A 21,692-nucleotide genomic window follows, 5' to 3' on the forward strand; every position below is an offset into this window, starting at 1 on the left:
TTTATTCATTATCATATTAATAAAAAATGTTTTTGAATAATAATTTTAAATTTTTTTCGCAATGCTTATAATTAAAATGTACATTACGAACCATGAAGGGAAAAATATTAATATGTGATCCCGTGGATGGCATAATGATAGAGAAGCTATCAAAGGACTTTGATATAGATAACAGCCCGGATATAACAAGGGATGAACTTTTAAAAAAAATAGGTGATTATGATATTATTATTGTAAGAAGCAGGACAAAGGTCGATAGGGATATTATAGATAATGCAAAAAGGTTAAAGATTATAGCCAGGGCGGGCATAGGCACTGACAGTATTGACGTTGATTATGCACAGGAAAAGGGCATAAAGATCGTTTACGCCCCGGGATCCTCAACTGAAAGTGTTGTTGAATTAACCGTTGCCTTTGCAGTTATAGCTGCAAGGCAGATAATAAAAGGCGTAGAAAATACAAGGAAAAACGATTTCACAAAGCTAAAGGGCATTGAGCTATCCGGAAAAACACTTGGCATAATAGGCTATGGCAGGATAGGAAGGGCAATAGCAAACGCATTCTCTGTCTTTAATGTAAGGTCGATAGCATACGATGCATACCCTGTTGATTTCACAGGTGCAGAGCAGGTAACACTTGAAGATTTATTAAGAAATTCTGATATAATATCAATTAATATTACATTAAGAAAGGACTCGCCTCCAGTATTAAATGAAAAAGAGCTATCCATGCTCAGGGATAATGCAATAGTAATAAACACAAGCAGGGCCAATGCAATAGAGCCAAGGGCATTTTTAAAAATTTTAAAGGAGAAAAACATATTTTACATAAGCGACGTTTTCTGGCACGAGCCTGCAAGATTTGATTATGAATTTGAGATGCTTAAATTACCAAATGTAATAATAACACCGCATCTTGGGGCACAGACAAGGGAGGCACAGAAGAGGATAGCAATAATGACTGCGGATAACATCTTAAAGGAGTGGTCATAATGCTTCTAATACCAGGTCCTGTGGAGGTTACAAGGCCTGTCATGGATGCAGGCTCCTACCTATGCAATCACAGGTCTGACGAATTCAGGGCAATAGTAAATAACATAGAAAATTCATTGAATTCATTAACAGGGTCTCACCGGGCAGTTGTAACAACGGGCTCTGGAACGCTGGCAGTGGAATCCATGGTATTCTCGCTTATCAATAAAAACGATAAAGTGGTTGCATTAACCCAGGGCCCATTTGGGGATAGGCTTGCAGCGTCAGTGAGGAGGGCAAGCAAAAACGCAGAGATTATCAACATTGAAAACAAAAATATAATGGAGATAATAGAGGAAAAGGACTTTGATAAGCTGTTTATGGTACATAACGAAACCGGCTATGGTGTTGCTGTAAGAAATATAAACGATGTTGCAAGGGCTGTAAAAAATAAAGGTTCAAGGATAATTATAGACAGTGTATCAGGCTATCTTGGATATAAAATAGACTTTTCAAACATATATGCCATGGCCACAGGGTCACAGAAGAACATAGCCGCCCTGCCAGGTACAGGCATCGATTTTCTATCAAAAGAGGCAGTCGATGATCTTTATTCAAATGATGTTGATGCGCCATTCTACCTTGATTTAAAGACATCGCTGGATTTTCTTGAAAAGAATGAAACGCCTTACACACCGTCAACAGGCGCTTTTAAATCCCTGGAGGTTGCCCTGGATGAGGTAAAAAAGGAGGGCATGGAAAACAGGATAAAAAGAATAGAAAAGGCATCAAAATTCATTAGATCAATATTAAATGAGAATAACATAGAAGTAAACGGCGATGATAGTAATTATTCAAACACCGTTGTTTGCTTCAAACCAAGGACAGATCCTGATGATGTAATAAAAAGACTTGCTAGTGAGAATATAATAATAACAAAGGGCATGGGCTCGATGAAGAATTATCTCAGGATTGGCACAATGGGAATAATAAACAGCCATTTCATATCAAGATTTTTGAACAGCTACTTTAAAATAGAAAAAATCAACGATTATGTTGATGAAAGCGAGGTAAAATGCGATCTGCCTGAATTTCTTGAGATTATTGAAGCGTGAACTCAAGCCTTTTATGTCCGCGGCCCTTGTTTTCAATCTTTTTTATAATAATTTTCCCCACCTCTGATGTATTTTTTACATGGGTTCCGCCATCGCTCTGCATGTCGAAGCCCTCTATTTCTATGACCCTTACATAATCAAGGCTCTCTATGAGCCTTCTGCCAGGCTCTGTTCTTGCAAGGTCCGGTATTGCCAGGGCCTCATCCCTTGTTAATGTTTTCTCAAAAACGTTTAAACCTTTTTCAATGATCTCGTTTGATTGGTTTATTATTGTCTCTATTAATTCCCTGTTTATATCATCAAAGTCAAAATCAACCCTTGCATGATCTGTATATAACTGCCCACCTGTTAGCATTCCGTGGTCATTGTAATAATTCTTTACAACACCATCTATTATATGCACGGCTGTGTGGTACCTCATTAATGAATACCTTCTATCCCAGTCTATTATTCCATGCAATTTATCGCCCCTGCCTGGAACATCGCCGGATATTTTATGTATAATATCATCGTTGTTTTTATAGACGTCTATAACCTGGTATTTTTTATCATCTTTTAATAATAAACCGGTATCATTTGGCTGGCCACCGCCTGTAGGGTAAAAGCATGTTCTATCAAGTATCACCTCATCGCCGTTCACATTTAAAACGGTTGCATCAAATTCTTTCATGTACATATCCTTCCAGAAGAGCCTTTCAGTCATGATTTTATAATCTTTTATAATATTAAAAGCCATCTGGTAACATATTTGTATATTAAAATTTATATACTTATATATGATAACCAACCATGGCACTGATAAGAGATGAGGACAGGAAATATTTAGAGGATGAATTCAATGGCAAGTTAAAGGAACCCGTTGACCTTGTTGTTTTCACATCAAACAAGAGTGACTGCAAGTACTGCAAGGAAACAGTCCAGCTTGCAGAGGAATTATCATCAATAAATGAAAAGATAAATTTAATAAAGTACGTTTACGAGGATAACAAGGACGCTGTAAATGATTATGGTGTTGAGAAATATCCTGCAACAATAGTCGCAAAGCATGGCCAGAAGGACGGAAGGATTGTATACTATGGAATTCCATCTGGCTACGAATTCGGATCATTAATAGAGGACATTGAAAACGTCTCAATGAACGAGGCAGATGTATCAAAGCACGCAATGGAGTTAATATCAAAGGTTGACAGGCCACTAACAATAAAGGTCTATGTAACACCAACATGCCAGTACTGCCCAAGGGCCGTTGGCACAGCACATAAGTTCGCACTATTAAACAAGAATATAAAGGCAGAAATGATAGAATCACTGGAATTCGACAAGGAGGCTGAGGAGGTCGGGGTTTCAGCGGTACCACACGTTGTTATAAACGACGATGTAACCTTTGTTGGCGCACAGCCGGATGATCAGTTCGCAGAATTTATAATGGAAGCATACAACCACCAGGATTAAATTTTATTTATTTAAAAATCCATTACAAAAAGATTTTAATAATATTTTCATATACAGTTTTTGATGCCACTGTAGCTCAGCAGGTGGAGCGGCTGACTTGTAATCAGCAGGTCGGGGGATCGAAACCCTCCAGTGGCTTTAATTTTTTGTGTATAAAAAAGCTCCAAACTGAAAGCTCCATGCTATTAGCGGTATTAGTATCATCCTTTCCATGCCCCCTGGGCCAAGGCCAAGGTAGACCTTTATTCCGAATAGGACAAGTGCTATTATTGAGATTGTTCCAAGAACTGACCATTCAATGGAAAGTGCATTTTTATATTTTAAAAATGCAAAATATGATAAAAGCGATGGAAACAAAAATGCAAGAACCGCAAACGATAGATGTATGTATCCGAAATGCTCATTGAATACACCGACACCTATAGAGCCGATGCCGCCCATTATATATAATACTGTAAATGCCCCTGAGCATCTTCTTAATAGAAATGCCGCAGCCATCTCAAGGATGCCAAGAACTATGATTGATGCATTAAATATATAAGGCATAGAATCTATTCCAAGATGGCTTATTGAATTGTTTGATATGCTGTATCCCTTGTCAAGGAAGGCCGCTATGTTAACAAAAATAAAGAATTCAGTTACCGCTGTAACTATTATAAGACCTGAAATCTTTTCATTATTCATGTACAATTATAATTAACATATATAATATTTTTATTAAATTAAAAAAAATTAATCATTCATTGAAATGTATATTGATATTATTCCGGTTATTATAATTGAAACAAAGAAAACACTGAATCCCATGGAGATATTAAATGATGAGAATGCACCGGTACCGAAGCCGAAGAGGTATTCCCAGCCGTAGTTTGGTATCGATGAGTGAACAGAGCTGAATGGTAAATTAAGCTCTGCATCAATTATTAGACCTATCCAGGCAAGTATTGACAATGAGCCAAGGGTTATTAAAAATGCTTTTCTGTATTTATTAATAACAACAGGTACTAAAAGCGCTATTGAAATAATAAAGGCTGCAATTAGGAAGTCATAATGTAACGGTGCCGCGGTTCTGAGGAATTTATCATATATTATAAGGTATACCATTGACGAAAATTCAAATGCCATTGATATATATAAATAAAAAATTCTATTAATTTTGGATGGACTTTTTTTGGCATATCCTGGCATGTAGACAAAAACCGTGCTTAAAATTATTAGTATGGCGATTATAACCGCTACTGCAGAAATGTATGGTATAAAGCCCCTATAAACAGCAGGCTGTACATATTCATGAACAGGTGACATTACAACCCAAAGAACCGGTTTATAAAACTGATCATTTACAAGCTCATCCATGGTTTTATTATATGTCCATTTATCAATAAACCTGTAAGAACCGCCCTGTGGATAGAAGTCTTTGCCTGATAGCATTCCGCCGATGTATGTCCATGATATCCAGTTTTCAGGACTTTTCATGTAGGTTATAACCGGATATCCGCTGCCGGTGCTATTAACAAGTGATATGTTTTGTGAGATAATTCCATTTACCTCAAATGCAAATATAAAATTTATGGTGTAATTATTGTAGCCTGCAGGTGTTTTTATTAAACCGTTATCATTGAATATCACAAGGGTGAAATTATAATTTTTATGGTATGTGCCATTTATAAATGCATAGGTCCCTGGCCTTACATTAACCAGCAACGTTACATTATCATAGGTTAATGATAGGTTTCCACCTGCTGCATCTTTAATTTGCAATGTTTTTTCAGAAACTATTTTAATGTAATCCTCATGGGCAATTACATTAACCGTTACATTTGTATAAGGACTCGGATCATCCCCTGTTGCATACAGTGATATTATATAACTCCCCGGAGATACGTTACCTGATACATGTATATTCATTGTGCCTGTGTATGTTGGGTCGCCGCCGCTGTTTGAAAACGATACAGATATGCCATTAACCGTTTTATAGTTTATATAAGTACCCCAGGTTGTACCGGAAACGAGCCTTACCGTGTAATTATCATAAATACTGGAGCCTGCTGTAACATTCAAAACACTTTCCGAAACTATTATTCTTGATGAACCTATTGCATCAGGGCTGTAGTTTAATTGTTTATTTTCATTTACTGCTATAAGGCACGCTGATAATATAACTATAATTGCAATTAAAACGATCGCCACCTTATTTTTATGCATAATTATATTATTTAAATCCATTTATATGAGGCATTTTTAATATGTTCATTTATACAAATAATATATAATAGTTAATTTTAATGAAATTATAATAATATAATTTATAAATATTTATATTAAAATGCATTAAATAACAAATTTAAATATTAAAGCCGGGATTTATTATAATAAGGTTTACTTACAAATAACAAAGAAAGCAAAATTTCATATCCATTGATTATATTAAAATTATGCAAATTAATCTTGTAAGGTAAATCAATATTTTAGAAAAAATATTAAATTATATCATCATTTTACAGCATGAAGATATTAATATGTGGTGTTGGTAATGGAATAGGCGGCTATATAACTGAATATTTTTCAAAAAGCAATTATGTATTTATATCGTCCAGAGGTGCTTTTGCAAGGGAACTTGCAGATCGGCTTAAAATAGGGTACATGCAATGTGATTTAAGGTCATTAAAGGACGTCAGAACACTTGTATCAAGAGCATCTTCAGCAATGGATGGCCTGGATGTAGCAATAAATGTTGCAGGAAATTATTTTTCTTCAAAGGCACCATGGGATTACAATCCAGAGGAATTTGCTGATGCATTATTAAATAATGCATTAACATTTTACAATGTTGCCATTGAATCATCAAGATGCATGGCGAAAAACAGGGATGGACTAATAATAGGGTTCTCCGCTGCCGGCAATGTCTATCTGAATTCAAATCCTGGCTATGCCGCCGGTAAGGGTTCTGTTTCATACATGATAAAATATTTTGCAAGATCTCTTTTACCTTACAATGTAAGGGTCAATGGCATAGCACCGGGCTTTATAGAAAAGGGTGTGAAAAGCAATGAAAGGAACCTTTTATACCATGGAAGATTCCCGGCGAACGATATTGCACTGGCCATTGAAAACCTAATGAAATCAAAAATGATAACAGGCCAGATAATAAATATTTCAGGCGGCCATGATATTAATATAGAACCTGGGTTATAATTAAATAAAACAATGGCGGTAAATGAAAAAAATATAAAATACCTGTTATATGTTATTTATGGATCAATATTTACAGATATCTATTAAATCAATATTATCAATATATGAAATATTTAAATAGAATTTTACATAAAGAATATTTATATTAATCCGGACTATTTATTAGTTTTAATAGAAATGTTAAAATATCATTATCATAATTAAATTCCATGAGGAAGGGCATTATTTTAAAAATTATTGCCATCCTGGCCGTTTTAATCATGGTCTCTTCTGTAACATTGTTTTCCCATGACCATGAAAACAGCTATAAAAGCAGCGTTGTTCCTGTAAAAAAGAACATATACTTTACAGGAAATCTATCAAGGGACTTTGATGGAAATATTATAGGAATAAATAATCATGCATCTCCATGGGGGGCAAATAACGTAATTAAAAAACTTTATCTTGCATACAATGAAACAGATCTTTTCATTGGTGTATATGAGAATATATCATATAATAGTCTCATGATCTTTATTACAAATGTTACAAACGATATCTATGGAACATCAAATATTTCAAATATGAATACATGGAACAGGGACATAACGTTTGAAGGAACAATGAACTATTTCAGTGCTGTTTACTTCGATGGCAATAATATAAATCCAGCAGGCTATGGCACATATGCAATCATGTCAGGAAAAAATTCAACGCCTCTGGCAAAACCGATAAACAGCACGTTCGCATTCTTTCCAGGGAATAACACAACAGAGATAGCAATACCATTTTCACAGATGTTCCAGCATGGGTTTAACGGCAATTTAAGCTTTGGCATATCAGCATTTGTTGTCGGCGGCAGCGGTCCATGGGTTGGCTCCGGAATACCATACCATCAAAAGGGAATCTACAATGATGGAAACCAGGCAAGCTTTTTGATAAATGATACAATAGAAATAAATATACCAGGAATACATGTAAGTCCGCTTCCGTCCTATGTTGATTATCCATCGTACCTGCTCATGAGCAACTGGAAAAATAACGATTTCTGGATTGCAACAGGAATACCGGACAGTTACCTTGGAAATTATTCTTATGTGCATCTGTCAATGCAGACCGTTAACATAGAGAATAAAATCCTGCCATTAAAGTTTTACTTTGATATATTTGGCCACAGCATAAGTGCACGGCTAACACCTAACAATACAATAAATGTAAGGACAAACAACTCTGAATTTGAATTAATAGATCCGCCATACATGAACCAGACCGATGTAATTCAAAAGTCAAAATCAACAATTTATAGCTATATATCAATGCCATATATTAAATATAATGCCTCCGGGAACAAAATAAGTCTTTATAAATATAACCTTACATTATTCTTTGTTAATTCCTCGTATAATATAAATAATGACAGCGGAATGCTAAATATAAGCATAGTATCAGGACCCGGGACAAGCATAATTGGCCTTAGCACAAACTCAACATACATGAATCCTGATTACATAAAAGATGTTAATCATGCAAACGTCATGAAATGGCTTTCAAAATCGAAAGTATCAATTTCAGGAAGATATTTAATTGAATACAATATGTCACAGCTGCTTGTTAAGGATGATCAGAATCCATTCACCGGGGAGATAGTTGCATCACCATCACCTGTTTATTTTTATAACTGGGTCAGGGATGCATCCTTCTCGGCAATAAGCCTTCAGGATTCCGGCCATATAAGATCGGCGATGAAATACTGGGATTTCATGGCAGGCGTTCAGGGAGTTGATACATACAATGGGACCTGGCAGACCAGGTTTAATTTCTGGAATGGCAGCGTTGCCGGCTTTGTGTATCCTGAATTTGACAGCGTGGGCCTTTTCGAAATTGGTATATACAATCTATTCCAGGTAACACACAACATCTCTGTAATACAGAAATTCATGCCAAACATACTTGCATCACTGGAATTCCAGGAGAAATCAATAAAAAAATACGGTTTCATAGCAGAGGATCACAGCATATGGGAAATGGAATACGGTTACTGGTTCTGGACACAGGCAATAAACTATCTGGGTATCAGGGACATCTCAAGAATGCCCATGATTCAAAATCATAATGCTGTGCCGGTACCTCCTGGGCCGGTTCCACCAGGAAACATGAATATTGCAATGATTGCGCATAAATTAAAATCCAATATAATTAAATACTTTTACATGGATAACATATTTGCACAGTACCTTGTACCTGTGACAAACCAGTATGGAAATAATAATTACACATATTTCATGGCAAATAATACCCCGGATTCATCACAGATACTGCCAATAGCAATGGGATTCATAAATCCATCATCACCAATGGCCACATCGATAGTGCATAATATATACATGATACTATGGAATTACCGCGTTGGCGGGCTGCCAAGGTATTATAACGATCTTTATCATTACACAGAGTACGGTGGCTATCATGAAAGCTCTGGGCCGTCACCACCATGGATCATAACAACGCTCTTCCTGGCGCTTTACGATGAAAAAACAGGCAACATGACCGGCGCATTGAATTTGATGAAATGGTCATACAGTCATTCACAGAGCTGGCTACTTCCGGAGGCTGTTGATCCAAACTTTGGCAGTGTAATAGCATCCACGTCGCCATTAACATGGTCATCTGCAATGTACATAATCGTTTCCTTAAATTATAGAGCAATGCCTCCAGCACCATTGCCGCCTGGGCCACCATAATTTTTAAATTATTTTTATAATTTCTGTATATTATTAAATCAAAACCCGCACACAATAAATGACAGGCTTTGATCCAGGTAAATTCTGAATTATATTAAAATAAAAAAATAATGTATGCTTATGGCATTCATGATATAAAACAACATCTATTTATCAGGATGTGAACCTAAGATCCCCCGGCGGATAAACACATATGTGTTTAATATTCCATAGAACCATAGAAGAAACAACGCCACCCATATAAATATAAATATGTTGCCCAGAATTACAATTTTTGTAACCTCTTCAAGCTTTATTGTTGATGTGGCAAATAAACCCAGCGGGAAGCCGTAGGCCCATACTGATAGATATCCAAACGTTTCCTTCCTGAAAACAATTATCATCATAACAAGGAAATTCCAGACCTCAAAGCCCCATAGAAGTATTGAAACAAATTCAACTGTATAAATACTGAATGGCAAGTGATCTATAACCGCTCCAAAAGAATTAATTGAAATCAGATTTATTATTATCAGACTTGATACGCCCACAGGAAGCATGGCTGTTGGAAGAGACGAACCGGATTTGTTGGACACATGACCTGAAAGTGCAACAGATCCAATGAATATGTACAGAAAGAAGAATATCCCGAGGCCCATTAAAACAAGGAAATATATGGATTCTGCAATGGTTCCATGGTAATATCCAATTAATGGTGTTGCAAGAAATATGCTTGTGCCTATTGATAATGGTGGTATTATTATTGCATAATTTATCTCATTTCTATTTATCTCCTTGGTGTAAAGTCTGTAGCCAAGCAGTACTCCAAGTATAAGTGCAAGAAAGTAGCTAAAGAAATAGTTATAAAGAGACAATCTTGCCATGAGTTCGTTTATTCCATAAAGCTCGATGGTTATATGATTTATAACAAATAATATTATCGGCACCAGGGCAATAAAACTCAATCTTGTAAGGTTGTTCCAGTGGCTCCATTTTTTATCATGTATTGTTAAGCCACGTATGGTCCATAATATAAATATAACCAGGAATATTATTATCCCAAGGTAGAAGAAGATTTCACCTGTATATTTCAATGTAATGTTTTCCATATACCTTGATGCCAGAAAGAACGTCTGTGCAACGGCAAGTGTGGCAATGGCCATGCCAAACCATTCAGAGCCAAAGAAATTTATTAATCTATCTTTCATATATCCTCACTGTATGACTGAATAGTCAGTATATATATAAATATTTTGACTTTATAGTCAAATAATTAATATATACAAACTTAATATAAGATTATGGACAAAAAAGAAAAAATCCTGAATGCGGCAATTATGGTGTTTTCCAGAAAAGGCTACGAGGCAACCATGGATGAAATTGCATCTGAGGCCGGTGTAAGCAAGGGTCTTTTATTCTTTTACTACGAAAGCAAGGAAAATCTAATAATAGAATCTGCCCTTAAATCGCTACCAATTTATATCATTAATTCAGTCAATAACGGATCATATTTTGATGCCAATAATGTTCTATATGACCTTGGAATAAAATTTCTATATTACTACAAAAATCAGGATTTAAGGAATTTATTTCTATATACAATAAGCAATAAGAATAGATATGATATCCTTAAGGATAGGCTAAAATATCTCTGTTTTACAAGCTTTGATAGTGTATTCGATAAGGTTGAAAAAATGATTAACAGAAGGCTATCTATTGCAAAAAAAAGATCGTTCTTTGGCTCTCTTTTATGCTACCTTATCTGGTGGGATGAGAACGTGCAGTCAATAGAAGAATATACAAAAGATCTTGTTAAAGAATTTTTATCATTTTAATATAAAATTCTGGTCTTCGCTGTTCCATTTAAATTAATCAAAAGTCTATATGTCCACGCATGCAAATTAGATATCCATGGTTAGTATTCCCCAATGATTTGGCAAATTAAACTGGTTCATGCAGGTGCCGGGATTTGGACCCGGGTCAAAAGCTTGGAAGGCTTTTGTGCTACCAGGCTACACCACACCTGCTCAATTCTGTATATAAATGAAAAATATGTACTTTTCTATTTATGTAAAGTATATATTAAATGTTCCTGTATGATCCCTGACGCTGTCGGCTGTTATTGATATTAAATCCCTGTTTCCATAGGCACCTGTCACATTGAAGTAAACGTAATCGTTCTGGTAGTGCGAGCTTATTATACTAGAATCACAGGAAACTGTAACGTTCGTTATATGGTATTTGTAATAAACGTATGCCCTTAGCTCATCATGGCCTGTTGGTATGTCATATAATCCGCTTACCTCTGAGACCGATTGCCAGTGACCATTTGTATAAACCTCAAGGTTTGATATCTGCGGCCCGGCAACAACGTGGAACGGTGGATTCAGTGCTATTATCCAGAATAGAAACCATGTCAGTATCAGCTCACCGTATAAAATCACCTTGTGCCAGGTCGTTCTTGGCATGCTCATTTTTATTAGTATTAAAAGTCTTTTAAGGAAGTAAAGAATAACTATCATTAAAAGCAGACCTATGTACCATAACCCTGTAACTTCAAGGTATCCTGTTAGTATTCCTATTAAGGCACCGAGGATGAAAACAAAGACTATGGCCTTGGCCCTTTCCCTTTCATAGTTTAGGTAATCCTTTTCATCGAATTCCGGTTCCTGGAATACTGGTTCATCCTTTTTTTCCTTTGTCATCTCATTACCCTGTTATGTTACCAGTTAATGAAATTAACTTATTTATTGGTTTCGGGTCCTTTATGACACCAGAGGCTATTAAAACACCGGAGGCACCAAGGTTTATCGATGCCTTTATGTCATTCTCCGTTTTTATGCCGGCACCAACCAGCAGCTTCACATCATTCCCGGAGCAGATCACTGATGCAGATCTTATAATATCAGGTTTTGCATTTGATACCGAGATATCACCGCCTATAAGCTCCCTTGGCTCATAGGCTATGTAATCTGGCCTTAATTTTGATATGCTTTTTATCTCATCAATGTTCTCGGCACAGACAACAAGCTTGAAATCATGGCTTTTTGAGTATTCTATCGTTTTCCTTATGTCATCTATCTCAAGCCTCTTCTCGGAATGGTTTAAAAGCGATCCGTTTACATTTATGCTCTTTAGAAAGTTCATTGATATTGATCCTGTATAAGGGCCATAGCCATTGTAATCAACGTGCTGTGAATATATATTTAGATCAGGGAACTCAAGGGACAGCCTTAGATCTCCAGGACCAAGGCAATAATATATGTTTTTTTGATCCTTTATCTTTCTAAATTCATTTAAAAGAAGCTCGGCGTTCCTGCCCGTTGCATTTTCATAGTGCTTAAAATTTATAAAAATCAATGGCTTCATAATTTATAATAAATTTATAATTTATTTATTTATTGATTTCAACTTAGCGTTACATTCTGTGAGTTTTCAACAGGCTCTGTAACAACAGCTGTTCCATAGGCAACGATCTCGGTCATGGCCTGGGCCATATCTGATGTATCAAATCTCATGTTTATAACTGCGGTGGCACCCATGGCCTTTGCAGATGAAATAAGCCTTTGAAGCGCTGTTTCCCTGGCATCATTTAATAATGTTACGTATTCCTTTATCTCACCACCGGCTATTGTTCTCAGTCCTGCAACAAGGTTTCCTCCAAGGCCCCTGCTCCTTACTGTGAGCCCCCAGGTAACGCCAAGTATCTTTACAATTCTGTGTCCGGGTACATAATCTGATGTAACGACAATAACGTCATCCATGGTGATTGATGTTTAATATATATATTAATATTTTGACATTTATAATATGATATATTAATAATTAAACATTTATTATAATCAATAATGCTTATATATTATGTTTAAATTACAATATCATGTCAGAGGAATTTAAATCACTGTTAAGCAGCGATATAATACCCGAGAACTGGTATAATGTTACACCGGATCTTCCGGAGCCGTTGCCACCTCCAAGGGATACAAAGAGCGATTTTTCTTCAATAAACCTTTTAAATAAGATACTCCCAAAGGAGGTTTTAAAGCAGGAATTTACATTTAAAAGGTATGAAAAGATACCGGATGAGATCATTGATAAATATATTCAGATAGGAAGGCCAACGCCATTAATAAGGGCAAAAAATCTTGAGAAATACCTTGATTACGGCGGCAAGATCTTTTTTAAATTTGAGGGTGCAACAGCAACAGGTTCGCATAAAATAAACACCGCGATAGCACAGGCATACTATGCAATGAATGAGAATGCAAACGGTGTGACAACAGAAACCGGTGCCGGCCAGTGGGGATCTGCCACTGCCCTTGCAGCATCACTTTACAATTTAAAATCACAGATATTCATGGTCAGGGTAAGCTATGAGCAGAAGCCATTGAGAAAGGTTGTAATGTCTCTTTATAATAGCAGCGTTGTGCCAAGCCCGTCAAATTTAACGGAATTTGGCAGAAAGATATTAAGCGAGAACCCGGACCACCCAGGAACGCTTGGAATAGGCATAAGCGAGGCTGTCGAGTACGCACTGGATCATAATTACAGGTACATGGTTGCAAGCGTTATGAACGCAGCATTAACGCACCAGAGCGTCATAGGCCAGGAATCGATAAAGCAGATGGAGCTTCTAGGCGAGTTTCCTGATGTCCTGTTTGGATGCGTTGGCGGCGGCAGCAACTTTGGCGGCTTTGCATTTCCGTTTATTCCAATAAATGATGATATAGAGATATACGCAACAACCGCACAGGAGGTGCCAAAGTTCTCACAGGGTGAGTACAAGTATGATCTAATGGATACTGCAGGTGTGCTTCCTGCTGTTAGAATGTACAGTTTGGGTGCAGATTTTGTGCCCCCAAAGATCTATGCCGGTGGTTTAAGATACCATGGCGCGGCACCATCCCTGTCATTGCTTATAAACCATGGAAGGATAAAAAGCGATGAGGTTACAGAGGAACAGGTAAAAAATGCTATAAAAACCTTTGCAAACACCCAGGGATTTATAATAGCACCTGAATCAGGTCATGCAGTTGCAACCGCAATAAAGTACGCAAGGGAGCATAAGGATGAGAAAAAAACACTGCTTATAAACGTTAGCGGCCATGGACTGCTTGATCTATCAATATTCAGTGATTGATATGAGAAATTTAATACCATATTTTACACTTGGCTATCCGGACAATGAAACCCTGAAAAGGTTTTTAATGGCAATGCCCATTAATATGATAAATTACATTGAATTCGGATTTCCATCAAATGACCCAAGGTATGATGGCCCGACAATAAGAAAAACCCATAGAATAGGCAATGATAACTATGACGAATCATTTTACATTGATATATTCAACTACTTTAATGATCATAATATAAAGATGTACTCGCTTTCATACTATTCAGACATAAAGGATATAGAAAGGTTCGCTGCCGTTCTATCAAACCTGGGCTTTTCAGGATCAATAATACCTGATTTGTTAATAGATTACTATGATAAGGCCTTTGATGTTATAAACAAATTAAATGAGATGCATTTTGAATACATACCGTTCTTCACGCCCTCAACTCCTGATAATGTAATAAAAAAGGTATCAGAAAAAACATACTCATGGATATACTATGGCCTGCAGCCATCAACAGGCATAGACATACCTTATGATCTTGATTATACATGCAACAGGATATTTTCACTTGTTAAATCCAGGGAAATCAACTTTGGCTTCGGCATAAAGACCATTGAGGACGTTTCAGGTTTAATAAGACGCGGTGCCTCGGGCGTTGCCATAGGTTCATATCTTGTAAACATGCTTGACGGCAATGACCTGAATGGTTTTCTTGATTATTTAAAAAGGATAAGGGGTGCTCTCGATGTTGAATCTTGATTTTATATATGAAAACAGGAACATGAGTGAATCCGAGGCAGAGTTATGCATGACAAATATAATAGATGCTCCCGATACTGTAAAGGCAGCATTTCTCACAGCACTTTATGTTAAGGGCATAACACCGGACGAGCTCTCAGGATTCTCCAGGGCACTCAGGAAGCTATCATCAATATCAATTAATATCGATAAATTAACAGATATAGTGGGCACCGGCGGGGATCACAAAAACACCATAAATGTTAGCACGGCCGCATCGATATTATTATCATTGAGAATAAAAATAGCAAAGCATGGCAACTTTGGCATAACAGGATCCCATGGCAGTGCAGATTTTATGAAGTTCATTGGCTATAAATTTGAGATGACTGAGTATGATATAATAAAGAATTTAAATGAAAAGAACTATGTTTATATATTGGCGCCAGTATACAATAAAACATTTGCAAAATTCTCAAATGTAAGGAAGAAGCTCGGCATAAAGACCGTTTTTAATATTCTTGGACCGTTGACAAATCCATTGAATCCTGAGAATCTTGTTATTGGTGCATACGATGATGAGACCGCGGAGACCTATGCATCGGTTATGCTGAAGCAGAACAAAAGGGCATTTATAGTCTCATCGACAATGGATGAGATATCACCGGAGGCAGAATCGCATGTATATTATGTTAATAATGCCATAAGAAAATTCGACCTTGATCCCTTGAGCATCACAGGCAAGAGAATAAATGAATCAAACATTATTGAAAAGGACCCTGTAAAAAGCTTTAACATCATTATTGACGCCTTTAAAAACAAAAATAAGGACGCCGCGAGCTTCATAGCACTTAACGCTGCACCGGCCCTTGTTTTAAATGGAATCTCAAGGGATATAACCAGTGCATATGATCTATGCATCAATGACATCGAGTCCGGCACCGCATATGAAAGGTTAAGGAGGATATCAAATGAAGATTAAGATATGCGGCATAACAAACATTGAGGATGCACTTCTTGCACATAAACTTGGTGCGGACTTGCTTGGTGTTATCCTTGATAATAACGTTAAGAGGCACGGCACAAGGGAATTAATAGACGAAATGAAATCTTATAATTTAAACGTCGTTGGTGTTTACACATCGATGCCGGAATCAATAGAGGATGATTTCGTGCAGCTTCACTTCCCGCATGGCTATAAGGAGATCCTTGACGTTAAATCAACGGGTGCATCCGTTATATCTGTAATAGATATGAACAGTGAGCAATACGATAAAAAATACCATGAGTATATTAATGCAGGCTCGGATTTCATATTGTTTGAGGACAGATCCGGTATAATAAAAAGGCTGCCTGAACTGTTAAATTACAAAAAAATTGGCATTGCCGGCAAGATCTCTCCTGAGAACGTTTCCATTGCATCATCATTTAATCCTGAACTGATAGATGCAAGCAGCGGGCTTGAATTATATACAGGAAAGAAGTCCCCGGAAAGGTTAAAAATGTTCTTCGAGGCGTTAAAATGATATATAATAATATAGAAAAATTTGAGGATAAAAACTTTGCATACTTCTGCAAATTCAATGGAAACACTGGACAGGAACGTCTCTTTGTATCAGATGATTACAACACTCTTTACAAGGACTCTGAAGGATTCCTTGAGAGCGAGGTCTACGATCTTATTAATAAAAATGAATTCATACCTGCATGCGCGACTTACTCGCTTGCAAACTATTTTAATAATATATATGAAAAGGAGAAGTATCCATACTTTTATTATATGATACCTGAAAGATCATATAAATCTAATATAGAGAGAAAATCGTTTAAAACTGTTTCATTAAAATCAAATTATAATGATATATCAATATCATTGAAGATAAAAGAATTAATAGAAAGAATAAGGGCAGGTGAGCTGCTTCAGGTTGTTATATCAAGGGAATTCTATCTTAAAAATATAGATTTTAAGAGGTTATTATCGTCATTTATAAATAATGATTCATCGCTTTATGTTTATTATTATAAATTTGGGGATACAAGAATTATAGGCAGCTCACCGGAGAACGTTTTTACGATAAATAATAATATAATAAATGTTAGGCCAATTGCAGGCACGAGAAGGCGCGGCTCAGATGAATATGATGATAAGATCCTTGAGAATGAACTGTTAAACAATGAGAAGGAAAAACTTGAGCACAGGATGCTTTTGGATCTTGCAAGAAACGACCTTGGAAGGATCTGCGAACCTGGTACCGTAAACGTTGATTACTCAATGAAAATAGAGAAATTTTTAACAGTGCAGCACATGGTAAGCAGCGTCACGGGCAAAACGAACGCATCATTAAGGGATATATTCGCATCAGTTTTTCCGGCCGGTACAGTTTCAGGAGCCCCAAAAAAACGTGCCATGGAGCTGATAAATAAATACGAGGATAATATTAGAAAAGAGTATGCCGGTGCCATTGGAATAATATCAAAGGATTATACGGACATGGCGCTTGTTATAAGAACAATATTCTCACATGATAACGTGGTAACAGCAAGGGCGGGTGCAGGTATAGTCAAGGATTCAATACCAGAAGATGAGGTAAATGAGATGTTTTCAAAGGCCATGACCGTCATGGGTGATTACTATGAGGAAAGTGTTGATAATAGATAATTATGATTCATTTACATATAATATATACCAGTACATCTCGATGCTTGGCTATAAGGCAGACGTTTTTAAAAACGATGATATAAAAAATGATGATTACGATAAGATTATAATATCGCCAGGGCCTGGAAGCCCGGAGAATCCCGGTGATACAGGCAATCTATTATACTTTATTGAAAGGCATCCTGAAAAGAAATACCTTGGCATATGCTTTGGGCACCAGTTCCTTGCATACTACCTTGGCTCTGGTCTTGGCATATCAAAGAGGATCATGCACGGTGAGATCGATGAGATAAAACATTATGATTCAATTTTATACAAAAATATACCTGAGAATTTCAGCGTTATAAGGTACCATTCAATTGTTGTTAATAAACCAAAAAATATAATAGTCGATGCCATTTCAAACAGCACCGGAGAGATCATGGGCTTTCATAATAATGATATGTCCATCTTCGGTGTTCAGTTCCATCCGGAGAGCTATTTCTCATCCTATGGCATAAAGATATTAAAAAATTTTATGGAGGCATAAAAATGATTGTTGATGATATTTACAAAAACAACGATAAAAAAATCCTGATAAAAAGGAACATGCGCTCAAGGGGCATTTTAAGCATGAGATCATCAATAATGAATTTTAATTCAAATAAAAAAATAGGCATAATAGCAGAATTTAAGAGAAGGTCACCATCCGGCTTTGTTAATAATGAAAATACTGATATTTTTAAATACTATGACGTGATACACAATAGCATAGCAGGGATGAGCATATTAACAGAGGAAAGATACTTTAATGGAAATCAAATGGATGTGGTCTCGGTGCAAAGATACAATATTCCAATACTAATAAAGGACTTCGTATCAAATGATGAAATGATAGAATCGTCATACATGATAGGCGGCGATGTAATATTGTTAATAGCGGACTTCCTGGAAAGGGATAAAATAGAAATGTTGAACAGGAAAATAAAAAGTCTTGGCATGGAGGCATTGATAGAATTCCACGATTTAAAGGCCTTTGAAAGGATAACAACCGATGAAAACGTAATAATAGGGTACAACAGGAGAAACCTTAAAACACTGAAAATAGAGGATGAATCCTTTGATGCACACGATTTAATAAGATCAACAGGCCTTTTATCAGTTCTTGAAAGCGGGATCACATCTGAAAATATATTAAAGATGCCGAGGTACAATGCCATGCTGATAGGCTCATCAATATTGTCAAATGATAGTGTATTAAAATCCGCAGGGATGATAAAATATGATGGTTTCGGATATTCTTAATTTAAAGGAATCACTAATAGTCATGGCAGGCCCGTGCTCTGTTGAGAGCGAGAGCCAGGTTCTTGAGACGGCACGCGCCCTGAAGAGGCTCGGTGTTAATGTTTTAAGGGGCGGTGCGTTCAAGCCAAGGACCTACCCGGAATCGTTCCAGGGTCTTGGGGAGGATGGCTTAAAGATACTTGCAATGGCCAGGGAGGAAACGGGTATGTCCATAGTAACCGAGGCCATGGACCTTGAATCGTTAAGGCTCGTGGAAAAATACGCTGATATAATACAGATAGGCTCAAGGAACTCACAGAACTTTCCATTGTTAAAGGCAGCTGGCAAAACAATGAAGCCAGTGCTGTTAAAACGTGGCTTTGGAAATACAATTGACGAGTTAATAGGATCATCAAGGTACATATCAATGTCCGGGAACAATAATATAATGCTGGTTGAGCGTGGCATAAGAACCTTTGAAAACTCAACAAGGTTCACGCTTGATGTTTCCGCTGTGCCCGTTCTTCATGAAAAAGTAAATTACCCTGTTATTATAGATCCAAGCCATCCGGCCGGGAATTCAAGGTACGTTGAACCGCTGGCGCTTGCCGGAATAGCAGCAGGTGCCGATGGAATCATAGTCGAGGTACATCCAGATCCATCAAGGGCGCTCAGTGATGCAGCCCAGCAATTAAATCTGGATCAGTTCTCAAGGCTCTACTCAAAGATAAAGGAGATCTCAAGGGTAATGAATAAAAATGTTATTTAATACTGTAATTTAAATTATGTTTGTGCATTTTAAACGGATAAAGGATCATTACCATTAATGAGTATAAAACTATTGCAATTATTGAATAATTAAATGGAAACGCCGCGTCTATTAATGCATAGTACATTGCAATTAGTATTATTATGCTTGAGATTCCAGGCATAAGAACATCGTAAACAAATGACCTTTTATTCACTGAAAGGCTTGTGTTTACAATTATATGTATTATTAATGTTGCCATGGTGCTAAGCGTTGCAAAGAATATAAATGCATCAAGAAAGCCGTTGTAGCCGTAATATTTATAAAATACCATCAATGATATTATTAAAGAAACAGCGAATATTAAAATTGATAAATAAAGGGCATTCACAGGAGTCCCGTTCTTATTTAACTTTAAGAACATTTTATTTATTATATTATCCCTGGCCATTGCATAGATGTTCCTTGTTAATGATGTTAATACTGTATTAAAAAGCGTGTATATAATAACAAAGTTCAGGGCAAAGAAGAGCACAGATGCATAGATGCCAAGATGGTTTCTTATTACAATAAATGCAGGTATTATTGTGTTTGAAAAATCATACATCTTACCTATTCCAAAGCCTATTACAAGTGAATATGATATTAAAACATCTATTAATCCTATGATTAATATCATTAACATTACGGCAAGGCCTATGTTCTTCCTTGGCTCCCTTGCCTCCTCGCCAAGTGAAACTATGGAGCCATAGCCTGTGTATGCAAGGAAGCTTCCTGTTATAAATCCAAGGAAGAGGTTCTTATAGCCTGAAACCGGTGTGAAAACAATGTATGAATTGTCCTTTGACGTTAATATTACCGAAAATGATACGATTATTATAAATGCTATCTCAATCAAGTTTATAATAAGCTGCGTTTTGAACGATGCCCTTATACCACTATAAACGGCGTAAAATGCAGGTATTATTATAATAATTGTTAATAAACCATAGTAACCAGGAACATTAATTCCTGTTAGGTATGATAATGCCGGTGAGAATATCATTATAAGAAATGATATTACAAAGAGCATGTTTGCCATCTGATATATTATATAAAGAAATGCAACATAGAATGATAATGGCCTTCCGCCGTACATTGCATAGCCATAGTAGCCGCGTGCACTTGCCGTTCTCTTTGAGAACTGGTATAATGTGTTTCCGGTCAATAACGATGCTATCATGCCGATTATAAAGGCAAGCGGGCTTGCACCAAGTGCAAATGCAGCAACGCTGATTATTCCATCGAAAGTAAACAGTGGCGAGAGCTGCCCCATGCCCTGGAAGATCAATCCAGAGAGGCCTATTGAATTGCTTTTAAGCATGATGGTTAATTACCATATTATATATAATAATGATCAAAAACAGTACCTGATGATTATTATTTATGACTATTATTAGGAGACCTCATTGTGATTACCCATAATGCCATGGTCAATGCGAATGAGAAGCCCAGGATGCCCGCTATAATATTGTAAGGTACCGGATTCAATTCATATCTTTTTATTATTGATATGACATAAACAACGTATATAACTGTTATAACGCCTATTGTAATATTTGCTATTATGAATTTCACCGGTCTCTCCATGCATTAATAATTTATACCATGTTCTTATTTTTTTGTAAGATATTTTTATAATATAATTTATCTTGATAAAAAAAATAATTAATTCAAAGAAATTTACCTAAAC

The 21,692-nt window shown here is 36.4% G+C and carries 23 protein-coding genes and 2 tRNA genes; 15 read left to right on the forward strand and 10 right to left on the reverse strand.

The window, feature by feature from the left end; translation table 11 throughout:
* Nucleotides 1-92 precede the first annotated feature (92 nt).
* Both B8780_RS03120 and B8780_RS03125 read left to right on the forward strand, forming a co-directional pair.
* Complete coding sequence (locus B8780_RS03120; protein WP_084272606.1) at nucleotides 93-992, forward strand: D-2-hydroxyacid dehydrogenase; 900 nt, start codon at nucleotides 93-95, stop codon at nucleotides 990-992.
* Nucleotides 992-2,086 carry a pyridoxal-phosphate-dependent aminotransferase family protein gene (locus B8780_RS03125; RefSeq protein WP_084272607.1) on the forward strand — a complete coding sequence of 365 codons (1,095 nt, stop codon included), beginning with the start codon at nucleotides 992-994 and terminating at the stop codon, nucleotides 2,084-2,086. The genes B8780_RS03120 and B8780_RS03125 overlap by 1 nt, the downstream gene beginning before the upstream one ends.
* Here B8780_RS03125 and alaXM read toward each other — a convergent pair.
* Nucleotides 2,073-2,789 (reverse strand): alanyl-tRNA editing protein AlaXM, encoded by a 717-nt coding sequence (gene alaXM / locus B8780_RS03130; protein ID WP_048059436.1) that lies wholly within the window; start codon nucleotides 2,787-2,789, stop codon nucleotides 2,073-2,075. The genes B8780_RS03125 and alaXM overlap by 14 nt on opposite strands.
* Before the next feature lie 86 nt (nucleotides 2,790-2,875).
* On the opposite strand from alaXM, the gene pdo reads away from it, so the two are divergent.
* On the forward strand, nucleotides 2,876-3,538 hold the full coding sequence (gene pdo, locus B8780_RS03135) for a protein disulfide oxidoreductase (RefSeq protein WP_011177170.1): 663 nt from the start codon (nucleotides 2,876-2,878) through the stop codon (nucleotides 3,536-3,538).
* Nucleotides 3,539-3,603: 65 nt separating this feature from the next.
* Nucleotides 3,604-3,676 (forward strand) — tRNA-Thr (locus B8780_RS03140).
* Here the strand turns inward: B8780_RS03140 and B8780_RS03145 are convergent.
* Both B8780_RS03145 and B8780_RS03150 read right to left on the reverse strand, forming a co-directional pair.
* Nucleotides 3,677-4,222: a DUF998 domain-containing protein gene (locus B8780_RS03145; RefSeq protein WP_084272608.1), complete on the reverse strand. Its 546-nt coding sequence runs from the start codon at nucleotides 4,220-4,222 to the stop codon at nucleotides 3,677-3,679.
* A gap of 48 nt (nucleotides 4,223-4,270) precedes the next feature.
* On the reverse strand, nucleotides 4,271-5,743 hold the full coding sequence (locus tag B8780_RS03150) for a hypothetical protein (protein WP_161939669.1): 1,473 nt from the start codon (nucleotides 5,741-5,743) through the stop codon (nucleotides 4,271-4,273).
* A gap of 300 nt (nucleotides 5,744-6,043) precedes the next feature.
* Here B8780_RS03150 and B8780_RS03155 point away from each other — a divergent pair, with 300 nt between their 5' ends.
* Entirely contained in the window at nucleotides 6,044-6,733 is a 690-nt protein-coding gene (locus B8780_RS03155; protein ID WP_084272610.1) for an SDR family NAD(P)-dependent oxidoreductase, read from the forward strand.
* A gap of 209 nt (nucleotides 6,734-6,942) precedes the next feature.
* Nucleotides 6,943-9,453 carry a glycoside hydrolase family 15 protein gene (locus B8780_RS03160; protein ID WP_084272611.1) on the forward strand — a complete coding sequence of 837 codons (2,511 nt, stop codon included), beginning with the start codon at nucleotides 6,943-6,945 and terminating at the stop codon, nucleotides 9,451-9,453.
* Between the two features lie 146 nt (nucleotides 9,454-9,599).
* Here B8780_RS03160 and B8780_RS03165 read toward each other — a convergent pair whose 3' ends face one another.
* Nucleotides 9,600-10,640: an SLAC1 family transporter gene (locus B8780_RS03165; protein WP_084272612.1), complete on the reverse strand. Its 1,041-nt coding sequence runs from the start codon at nucleotides 10,638-10,640 to the stop codon at nucleotides 9,600-9,602.
* Between the two features lie 93 nt (nucleotides 10,641-10,733).
* Here B8780_RS03165 and B8780_RS03170 point away from each other — a divergent pair, with 93 nt between their 5' ends.
* Nucleotides 10,734-11,267, forward strand: a complete 534-nt coding sequence (locus tag B8780_RS03170; protein WP_084272613.1) for a TetR/AcrR family transcriptional regulator — start codon at nucleotides 10,734-10,736, stop codon at nucleotides 11,265-11,267.
* Between the two features lie 119 nt (nucleotides 11,268-11,386).
* Here B8780_RS03170 and B8780_RS03175 read toward each other — a convergent pair.
* The 4 genes from B8780_RS03175 to B8780_RS03190 all read right to left on the reverse strand — a co-directional run bounded on the left by B8780_RS03175 (nucleotide 11,387) and on the right by B8780_RS03190 (nucleotide 13,196).
* Nucleotides 11,387-11,459, reverse strand: a tRNA-Gly gene (locus tag B8780_RS03175).
* A gap of 39 nt (nucleotides 11,460-11,498) precedes the next feature.
* On the reverse strand, nucleotides 11,499-12,137 hold the full coding sequence (locus tag B8780_RS03180) for a hypothetical protein (RefSeq protein ID WP_084272614.1): 639 nt from the start codon (nucleotides 12,135-12,137) through the stop codon (nucleotides 11,499-11,501).
* A 4-nt stretch (nucleotides 12,138-12,141) separates the two neighbouring features.
* The gene (locus tag B8780_RS03185; RefSeq protein WP_084272615.1) at nucleotides 12,142-12,801 is read right to left on the reverse strand and encodes a triose-phosphate isomerase; all 660 of its coding nucleotides are present in this window, start codon (nucleotides 12,799-12,801) and stop codon (nucleotides 12,142-12,144) included.
* A 38-nt stretch (nucleotides 12,802-12,839) separates the two neighbouring features.
* Nucleotides 12,840-13,196, reverse strand: coding sequence for a YbjQ family protein (locus B8780_RS03190; protein ID WP_011177148.1), 357 nt, complete (start codon nucleotides 13,194-13,196; stop codon nucleotides 12,840-12,842).
* A gap of 116 nt (nucleotides 13,197-13,312) precedes the next feature.
* Between B8780_RS03190 and B8780_RS03195 the strand changes: the two genes are divergently transcribed.
* The 8 genes from B8780_RS03195 to aroF are packed head-to-tail and all read left to right on the forward strand — an operon-like array spanning nucleotide 13,313 to nucleotide 19,981.
* Nucleotides 13,313-14,572, forward strand: a complete 1,260-nt coding sequence (locus tag B8780_RS03195) for a TrpB-like pyridoxal phosphate-dependent enzyme (protein WP_084272616.1) — start codon at nucleotides 13,313-13,315, stop codon at nucleotides 14,570-14,572.
* Nucleotide 14,573: 1 nt separating this feature from the next.
* Complete coding sequence (locus tag B8780_RS03200) at nucleotides 14,574-15,311, forward strand: tryptophan synthase subunit alpha (protein WP_084272617.1); 738 nt, start codon at nucleotides 14,574-14,576, stop codon at nucleotides 15,309-15,311.
* Nucleotides 15,298-16,272, forward strand: coding sequence for an anthranilate phosphoribosyltransferase (trpD, locus tag B8780_RS03205; RefSeq protein ID WP_084272618.1), 975 nt, complete (start codon nucleotides 15,298-15,300; stop codon nucleotides 16,270-16,272). The genes B8780_RS03200 and trpD overlap by 14 nt, the downstream gene beginning before the upstream one ends.
* On the forward strand, nucleotides 16,262-16,816 hold the full coding sequence (locus tag B8780_RS03210) for a phosphoribosylanthranilate isomerase (protein WP_084272619.1): 555 nt from the start codon (nucleotides 16,262-16,264) through the stop codon (nucleotides 16,814-16,816). Before trpD ends, B8780_RS03210 begins: the two co-directional genes overlap by 11 nt.
* The gene (locus tag B8780_RS03215) at nucleotides 16,813-17,949 is read left to right on the forward strand and encodes an anthranilate synthase component I (protein WP_084272620.1); all 1,137 of its coding nucleotides are present in this window, start codon (nucleotides 16,813-16,815) and stop codon (nucleotides 17,947-17,949) included. The genes B8780_RS03210 and B8780_RS03215 overlap by 4 nt, the downstream gene beginning before the upstream one ends.
* Complete coding sequence (locus B8780_RS03220; RefSeq protein WP_084272621.1) at nucleotides 17,924-18,478, forward strand: aminodeoxychorismate/anthranilate synthase component II; 555 nt, start codon at nucleotides 17,924-17,926, stop codon at nucleotides 18,476-18,478. The genes B8780_RS03215 and B8780_RS03220 overlap by 26 nt, the downstream gene beginning before the upstream one ends.
* Before the next feature lie 2 nt (nucleotides 18,479-18,480).
* Nucleotides 18,481-19,233: an indole-3-glycerol phosphate synthase TrpC gene (gene trpC, locus B8780_RS03225; protein WP_084272622.1), complete on the forward strand. Its 753-nt coding sequence runs from the start codon at nucleotides 18,481-18,483 to the stop codon at nucleotides 19,231-19,233.
* Nucleotides 19,211-19,981: a 3-deoxy-7-phosphoheptulonate synthase gene (gene aroF, locus B8780_RS03230; protein ID WP_084272623.1), complete on the forward strand. Its 771-nt coding sequence runs from the start codon at nucleotides 19,211-19,213 to the stop codon at nucleotides 19,979-19,981. Before trpC ends, aroF begins: the two co-directional genes overlap by 23 nt.
* Here the strand turns inward: aroF and B8780_RS03235 are convergent.
* Nucleotides 19,974-21,323, reverse strand: a complete 1,350-nt coding sequence (locus tag B8780_RS03235; protein ID WP_084272624.1) for an APC family permease — start codon at nucleotides 21,321-21,323, stop codon at nucleotides 19,974-19,976. The genes aroF and B8780_RS03235 overlap by 8 nt on opposite strands.
* Before the next feature lie 56 nt (nucleotides 21,324-21,379).
* A complete protein-coding gene (locus B8780_RS03240) occupies nucleotides 21,380-21,589 on the reverse strand; it encodes a hypothetical protein (RefSeq protein WP_011177138.1) in 210 nt (69 codons plus the stop codon).
* Nucleotides 21,590-21,692: the final 103 nt, after the last annotated feature.

The sequence above is a fragment of the Picrophilus oshimae DSM 9789 genome, from assembly GCF_900176435.1.
In the GTDB taxonomy this organism is placed as follows: Archaea; Thermoplasmatota; Thermoplasmata; order Thermoplasmatales; family Thermoplasmataceae; genus Picrophilus; species Picrophilus oshimae.